This window comes from Streptomyces calidiresistens, assembly GCF_014141525.1.
Lineage (GTDB): Bacteria > Actinomycetota > Actinomycetes > Streptomycetales > Streptomycetaceae > Streptomyces > Streptomyces calidiresistens.
The window spans coordinates 1-5503 of record NZ_VKHS01000353.1; the positions used below are offsets into that span (position 1 = coordinate 1).

The 5503-nt window shown below is 75.5% G+C and carries 5 protein-coding genes; 3 read left to right on the forward strand and 2 right to left on the reverse strand.

Annotation, left to right across the window (positions count from 1 at the left end):
- The 3 genes from FOE67_RS15190 to FOE67_RS15200 all read left to right on the forward strand — a co-directional run.
- The coding region (locus tag FOE67_RS15190) for a DUF2752 domain-containing protein (RefSeq protein ID WP_438874226.1) at window positions 1–525 on the forward strand (525 nt) is incomplete at its 5' end.
- Between the two features lie 249 nt (window positions 526–774).
- Window positions 775–1020 carry a TM2 domain-containing protein gene (locus FOE67_RS15195; RefSeq protein ID WP_182664555.1) on the forward strand — a complete coding sequence of 82 codons (246 nt, stop codon included), beginning with the start codon at window positions 775–777 and terminating at the stop codon, window positions 1018–1020.
- A 438-nt stretch (window positions 1021–1458) separates the two neighbouring features.
- Window positions 1459–2718: a baeRF3 domain-containing protein gene (locus FOE67_RS15200; RefSeq protein WP_182664557.1), complete on the forward strand. Its 1260-nt coding sequence runs from the start codon at window positions 1459–1461 to the stop codon at window positions 2716–2718.
- Between the two features lie 176 nt (window positions 2719–2894).
- On the opposite strand, the gene FOE67_RS15205 is transcribed toward FOE67_RS15200, so the two are convergent.
- Both FOE67_RS15205 and FOE67_RS15210 read right to left on the reverse strand, forming a co-directional pair.
- Entirely contained in the window at window positions 2895–4463 is a 1569-nt protein-coding gene (locus tag FOE67_RS15205) for a DUF7059 domain-containing protein (protein WP_438874227.1), read from the reverse strand.
- 125 nt (window positions 4464–4588) lie between these two features.
- Window positions 4589–5362: a small secreted protein gene (locus tag FOE67_RS15210; protein ID WP_182664561.1), complete on the reverse strand. Its 774-nt coding sequence runs from the start codon at window positions 5360–5362 to the stop codon at window positions 4589–4591.
- Window positions 5363–5503 lie beyond the last annotated feature (141 nt).

The window sequence follows — 5503 nt, forward strand, 5'->3', positions numbered from 1 at the left end:
CCCTCCGGGCCCCCTCCGGGCCCCGTGGGTCCTCCCGCCGGCGTCCCTGCGGCGGGCGGCCCCGCGGGCGGGCCGGGGTCCGGCCGGGCGGGAGCCGCGCCCGGCGGCCGGGGCCAGCGTCTGCCCCGCCGACTCCGCCATCCCGTTCTGCCGCCCCTGGCGACGCTCGGGGTCGGCCTCCTCGGCGCGGCGTATCTGTACCGCACCGATCCGCACCTCCCCGGTCAGTGGCTGCCCCGCTGCCCGTTCCACTGGTTGACCGGCCTGTACTGTCCGGCCTGCGGCGGAACCCGGATGACCTACGACCTCCTGCACGGCGACGTGCCGGCCGCCTTCGCCGACAACGCCGTCCTGCTGGTGCTCGGGGTGCCGGCGGCGGCCTGGTGGGGCGGTCGATGGCTGTACGAGGGGGCGCGGGGACGGCGGTACCGGCCGCGGCTGGAGGGAGCCGGCACCGTGGTGGTGCTGACGATCGCCGTGCTCTGGGCGGTGCTCCGCAACGTCGCGGGATGGACCCCGGGCTGAGCGTCACGGGGCCGGGAAAACGGGAGAGTTCGCCTTCTTTCGGACCCATGAGCCCTCGTCAGATCACCGTTTGATCAAAACCGATCGACTGATGCAACCATCCCCGTCTTCGGCGTGTCGAAGATCGCGCCGGAACGGACACGTGGCCGTCACGGGTTCTCCCCACCACGACCCGTCCCCGGCGGAGCCGTCCCCGACGACCCCGCCTCCGGTTCCAGAACCTCCACCGCTCGGCACCAAGGAGTACCGATGGCCACCCCCGTGACCGCACCCAACGGCAAGCCCTTCTCCACCAAGTCCAAGGTTGTCGCCGGCATCCTGCAGATCCTCGTCGGCGGCGTGGGCGCCGGCCGCTGGTACACCGGCCACTACGGCATGGCCGTCGCCCAGCTGCTGACCTGCGGTGGCCTCGGCGTCTGGGCCCTGATCGACGGCATCCTCTTCCTCGTCAAGGACGACCGCACCGACTCCGAGGGCCTGGTCCTCAAGAGCTGACCCCGCGCCGACGCGCGACACCCCGTGCGCCCCGCCACCGCTCCCGGTGGCGGGGCGCACGCGTTCCGGGTCCCCGGCGGGGCCCCGGGAAGGTGGCACGGATCACCGCCCCGGGTCCCGGACCGGCACGAACGGCATGAAGGGGGCGTGACCCGGGAGGCTCCGGGTACGCGCAGGAAACGCCGGGGCCCCACACCCCGACCGCACCCCCGGAGCGTGCCGTGCGCCCGGCGGATCGGCGGCGCGGCCACCACCGGACCGGACCGACCCGGAGCCGGACGGCCCCGGCGAGGAACAGCGCCCGGCGGCCGCACCGCCGGAGCCGGTACCGCGACGGTCCGATCGGCCCCAGCGGGGTACCCGGGGACCGTCCACCGGGCCCCGGCCGGGGTCCACCGGAAACCCGTCGGTGATCCGACAGCGACGAGGAGGCTCCCGATGCACACCGGAGAACTGACCGCCGACACCCTGAGCCGGCTGCGCGAACGCCGCCCCTACCCCGCCGTGACCATCACCCTGCCGACCCACCGCCACGGCCCGGACAACAACCAGGATGTGATCCGGCTGCGCAACCTGATCGCCGCCACCGAACGCCGGCTCACCGAGGCGCCCCACGTCTCCCGACAGAGCCGCGACGCCGTCGTGCGCCGGCTCCGGGAGGCCGTGGAGGACCTGGACCTGCGCTACACCCTGGACGGTCTGGTCGTCCTCGCCGACGAGGACGAGTTCCACGTGTGGCCGGTACCGCGCTGGGTGCCCGAGCGCGTGGTGATCAGTGACAGCTGGCTGACCCGCAACCTCGTCGCCGCCCGGGCGGCGGAGCGCAGCTACCACCTGCTGGTGGTGGCCGCCGACCGCGCCGTGCTGTGGCGGGGCGCCCCCGAGCACCTGGACCAGCTGGAGATCTGCGGCTTCCCGATGAGCATGCCCAGCGTCCCGGAGCAGAACTTCGACCCCGAGCGGATGCACCGCACCGGCGGACCCGACAGCCTCTACGCGCAGGAACGGACCAAGTCCTTCTTCCGCGACATCGCCGGCGCGGTGGAGGAGGTCTGCCGCAAGGAGCCGCTGCCGCTGTTCGTCGCCGGGCTGCCGGAGGCCCTCGGACTGCTGGACGACGTCCTGCCCCCCGCCGTGGAGACGGCCGGCCGGCTGACCAAGGGAGGGCTGACCGACGCCTCGGCCCCGGCGCTGCTGGAGGAGATGGGACCGCTGCTGGAGGAGTACGCCCACCGCCGCACCGAGCGGGTCGGCGAGGAACTGGACACCGCCGTCAGCCGCAAGTCCTTCGCCGCCGGACTCGACGAGGTGTGGACGGCCGTGCGCGAGGGACGGGCCGGCATGGTCGCGGTGGAGGAGCACTACCGCACCACCGTGCAGGTCTCCGACGGCCACCTGCAGCCCTTCCCCGCCGACGGCGAGGCGGAGGCGTCCGGGACGAACGGCGACGGCGCGCGGACCAACGGCAACGGCAACGGCGAGGTGCGGATCCTGGACTTCCCGCCGAGCGGCTTCGCCGAGCGAGGCGAGGAGACCGCCCCGGTCGGCGGACGCCCCGGCGAGCACCTCGGCGAGGTCCGCGAGGACATCGTGGACGAGGTCGCCGAGACCGCCCTGGACACCGGGGCCAGGGTGGTGTTCGTCGAGGACGGCGCACTCGCCGATCACGGCAGGCTGGCGGCCGTGCTGCGCTACTGAGCACGCGGCGGAACCGACCGGGAGCCGACGGAACCGCCCGGGGACCCGGTGTCCGGGGCGGTCGGAGGTGGGGCGGGCGGCGGGACACCCCGTCGCCCGCCCCACCGGTCCCCGGGGACGGGCCCGGGGACGGAGCGGCGGTCCCCCCGGGGGGACGGAGCGGCGGTCCCCGTCGGTCAGTCCACCGGACGCAGGAAGCCCTGCTCCAGCAGTTCCCGCAGCAGCTCCGGCAGGCGCGAGCGCAGCTCCGCCGGGTCGTCGCCGAGCAGCTGCGCGATGGCGTCGCCGATCACCCCCGCGGCCAGGGTCCCGTCGCAGGCACCCGCGAAACCGGCCCCGACGGTGTCCACGGTCAGGGCCCGCATCATCCCCGAGTGCTGCCGGAGCACCACGTGCTCGGGGTGTTCGGCACCGGGCAGGCCGATCTGCTCCTGGACCACCTCGTCCACCAGCCGGTAGCGGCCGGCCAGCAGCCGCTCGTCGTCCCGCTCGCGCAACACCCCGCACAGGTCGAAGTGCCCGGCCACCGTCGGGCCGAGCGGCTGCCGCACCGCGTGCGCCCACTCCTCCAGCAGCACCGAGGGCCGGTCGGTGTCCGAGCGACGGAGCATGATCCATCCCAGGCCCACCCCGCGCACGCCCCGGGCCTCGAAGTTCTCCAGCCAGGCGTCGTAGCGCGCCGCGTACCGCGCCGGATCGTCGCGGTGGTCACCCGCGTCGCGCAGCCACAGCTCGGCGTACTCGGTGACGTCCTGCTCCTCGCGCTGGACCACCCAGGCGTCACAGCCGGGCGGGAGCCAGCCGGCGAGTCGTTCGCGCCAGTCGCCGTCCACGGGGTGCTCCCAGTTGGCGAGCATCACCAGCGTGCCGCCGGGGGCCAGACGGTCGGCGGCCCCGCGCACCAGTGATCGGCACAGCTCGTCGCCGGCCATGCCGCCGTCCCGGTAGACCAGGCGGGGGCCACCGGGTTCGGGCGGGGAGATGACGAACGGCGGGTTGGAGACGATCAGGTCGAACGGCTCGTCCCCGGCGACCGGCTCGTAGAGCGAACCCTCGTGGAACCCCGCGGTGGGCGCGGCGGAGAGTTCGAGGGTCAGCGCGGCGGTGCGCAGCGCACGCGGGTTGGTGTCGGTGGCGGTGACGGCGGAGGCGTGCCGGGTGAGGTGCAGGGCCTGGACCCCGCAGCCGGTGCCCACGTCCAGTGCCCGACCGACGGGCGCGTCGGGGATCAGATGGGTGAGCGTGGTGGAGGCCCCGCCCACGCCCAGCACCACGTCGGAGCGCGAGGAGCCGGCGGCCGCGCCGGCCCGGCCGCCCAGCGCGTGACCGGCGTCGGAGACGATGAACCAGTCCTCCCCGCCGGGCCCCGACCAGGGCCGGATGTCCACGGCGGCCCGGACCGCGTCCGGGGTCCCGCCGTCGTTCGCGGCCTCCCCACCGTGCCCGCCGTTCGTGTCCCCGGACGCGCGGCGCAGCCACCCGGCCTCCAGCGCGGCCTCCAGCGGCAGCACCTCCGCGGCCCGCTTCGCGGGGACGGGGGCGCGCAACAGGAAGAGACGGGCCAGGACGGCGACGGCGTCGCCGTCCCGGGTGGCCCGCAGCGCGGGCACCGTCTCGCCGCGCGCCAGGGCGGCGTAGGCCGGGGCGCCCAGACGTTCCAGCAGACCGTCGGGGGTGAAGTCGGCCGCGAGCAGCGCCTCGCGCAGGGGGGCGCCGCCGGGGGCGGGGAGATCCGAAGTGCTCACAGTGCTCACGGGGGATCATTCTGCCGAGCGACGGGCGCCGGCGGCGCCGGGCCCGGCGCACCGCGCGGCGCCGCGGAGCCCACCGGGGCGGGACCCGGAAGCGACCCGGCCCGCCCCGCGAGGGCTCAGCCCTCGGTCTCCTCCTCGTCGGCGGCGTCCTCCGCCGGGTCGCCGGCCTCCTCGGCGGCATCGGCGTCCTCGGAGCCCTCGGAGCCGTCGGTGTCGCCGGAGCCGCCGGAGTCCCCGGAGTCCCCGGAGTCCCCGGAGCCCTCCGGGTTCTCGGCGTTCCCGGAGCCGTCGCCCTCCCCGCCCTGCGAGCCGACCCCGTCGGGGTCTCCGTCGCCGTCCACCGGCGAGCCCGGCACCCGGCAGCCCTCCTGCTCGGCCATCGCCTCGCCCAGCTCACCGGACTGCAGGCGGGTCAGCGCGTCCCCGCCGATCTGTCCGAACTCCTCGAGCTGCCCCACCATCTCCCGCAGCCCCTCCGCGAAGGCGGCCCGGTCGGCGGTGTCCAGTTCGTCGCTGGCCTGCCGCAGGCCGTCGTAGGACTCGGAGAGGGCGTTGAGCTCGGCCACCGCGTCCTCGCGCAGTTGCTCACCGTCGTCCACCGGGGGGTCCCCGGCGCTCTCGACGGCCTCGGCGAGACCGGCGTAGGCCTCGGAGAGCTGCCCGTAGGACTCGGAGTACACCTCCTGGACGACCGCCGGCTCCTCGTCGCTCTCGCTGGCCTCGGCGAGAGCGGTGTTGGCGGCCTGGATCTGCTGCAGCCGCCCCCCGGCGGCGTCGCAGAACTCGGCGGCCCACTCCTCGGTGCGCTCGGCGGTGTCGTCGCCGCATCCGGTGAGGGTCAGGGCGAGGGCCGTGCAGCCGGCCATCGCCATCGCGAGCTTCCTGTTCACCGTTCCCGGCCCCTCTCTGACGTCTCCGGCGTCACCCCATCGGGGGATCGACGCCGTCTGCCGTTCGGGGCGGAACCTACACCGAGGGAGGAGCGACGTGCCCCAGGCACACCGCCGGAGCCGCCCCCGGCCCCCCGGTCC